At 59.3% G+C, this 1,822-nt stretch carries 2 protein-coding genes and 1 pseudogene; all 3 read right to left on the bottom strand.

Features of this window, described 5'->3' with window-relative positions:
• Nucleotides 1-347 (bottom strand): annotated as a pseudogene (locus BOO71_RS08505) (transposase); the annotation flags it as partial.
• A 69-nt stretch (nucleotides 348-416) separates the two neighbouring features.
• Nucleotides 417-1,268: an SDR family oxidoreductase gene (locus BOO71_RS08500; protein WP_139322840.1), complete on the bottom strand. Its 852-nt coding sequence runs from the start codon at nucleotides 1,266-1,268 to the stop codon at nucleotides 417-419.
• A 96-nt stretch (nucleotides 1,269-1,364) separates the two neighbouring features.
• The gene (locus BOO71_RS08495) at nucleotides 1,365-1,778 is read right to left on the bottom strand and encodes an Rrf2 family transcriptional regulator (protein WP_075831519.1); all 414 of its coding nucleotides are present in this window, start codon (nucleotides 1,776-1,778) and stop codon (nucleotides 1,365-1,367) included.
• Nucleotides 1,779-1,822 lie beyond the last annotated feature (44 nt).

The following is a 1,822-nucleotide window of genomic DNA, read 5'->3' as shown; positions in this document are numbered from 1 at the left end:
GTGTCATCGTCAAAATGCGGGAAACGCAGTGCCAGATCAGCATAAATACGCTCCAAGTTAAGCTGAATCCGCAGGTAACGGGTGCGGTCCGGGAGGCAGGGAAAAAGCTGACGGTAGGTGAAGCGGACCTGTGCGAGCCATTTTTGCTGTGATGGCTGACCCAGGAGTTCGCCAACCAGCGCAATCGTCATGATCTCGGCGTAGGTGCCTTTTTGATGCGGCTCCCTGGGGAGTGTGAACAGGCCGCTGACCTCAGCGGCCTTCAAGTAATCATCAATGTAGACGTACACAAGTAAAAACAGGTCTTCGACGGTAGATTGAACCAGCGGAAGCTCGTTGGTAGGCATACCTGAGTTTCCGCTTTTCTCGGCTCAGTATCCCCTAGCACCCGAAGTTGTGAGGTCAACTGAGCCGATTCAGCCCGCCAGACCCGCCGTAACAGCTTCCTTCAGAGTCGTGGTGGGCCGTCCAATCAGGCGGCTCAGGTCTCTCCTGTCGGTGTGCAGACCGCCGTGCTGCGCGTTGGCATCAGCGTCGGCCAGCTTGAGGGCCAGCGGTTCAGGCACGCCGAAGCCCACCAGCATCTCAGCGTAACCGCCTTCGGGGAGATTCTGGTACGTCACCACACGGCCACTCTGGGCGGCAATCTCGGCCACCAGTTCATCCAGGGTAAAGGCCGTGTCTCCGCCCAGTTCATAGATGGTGTTTTCCTGGTCTGGCAGGGTCAACACGGCTGCCGCTGCTGCCGCGTAATCGGCCCGGCTGGCTGCACTGATCCGCCCGTCGCCCGCACTGCCGGGCAGGGTGCCGTACTGCGCGGCCTGTGCCACGTTGTAATTTTCCATGTACCAACTGTTCCGCAGAAACACGAAGGGAATGCCCGATTCACGGATGGCTTCCTCGGTGGTCTTGTGGTCTGCCGCCATGGTCATGCTGGCTGTATCAGCCCGCAGAATGCTGGTATAGGCCAGCAATTTGACTCCGGCAGCCTGGGCCGCGTCCACCACATTGCGCTGCGGGGTGGCGCGGTCTGCCACATCGTTGGACGAGATCAGCAGCAGCTTGTCAATACCTTGTAGGGCGGCATCCAGGGTGTCGGGCTGCGTGTAATCGGCCTGGCGAATCTGCACGCCCTTTGCGGCCAACGCGGAAGCTTTCGCGGGATCGCGGACAAGCGCGACGATTTCGCTGGCGGGCGTTCCGCGTTCCAGCAGGGCGGCGATAGTCAGTTGGCCGAGGTGGCCGGTGGCTCCGGTGATGGCGATCATAGAACTCCTTGGGTGCATGCGCTGAATGGGCGACGAGAGGGCGAGTTGACAAGATGTAAGATATTTTATTACATCTGGGGCAAAAGACTGGAAAGTCTAGCTGGCTTTCTCATGAAGAGCGCTCGTGATCTCCGCTAACGTGACCTGCTCAAGTCGGCTTTCCAGCGCGGCCTGGGCCTGGACAAATACGTCGTCCAGTACGCACTGGATATTGGCCCCCACTGGACAGTTGGGATTGGGCTTTTGGTGAACCTTGAGCATGGACTGAGGCGCATCCACAGCGCGGTACACGTCCAGCAGGGTGATTTGATCGGCGCGGCGGGTCAGGGTTGCGCCGGTGACGCCGCGCCGGGTGTGCAGCAATCCCGCTCGCCGCAGCCTTCCGGTTACGTTGCGGATGACCACCGGATTAACCCCTACACTGCCCGCAATGTACTCGGAACTGTACGGTCCGTCGCCCTGGTTCAGCAGCGACAGAATGTGGACGGCGATTGCGTACTCACTGTTCATCTTCCGGTCCTCCCAAACCTTGTAAGTATTATAATTACAAGCTG

The organism is Deinococcus marmoris (assembly GCF_001949125.1).
Lineage (GTDB): Bacteria > Deinococcota > Deinococci > Deinococcales > Deinococcaceae > Deinococcus > Deinococcus marmoris_A.
Note: the sequence above shows the minus strand (reverse complement) of the source record. Positions and strands in the feature narration are given on the sequence as shown.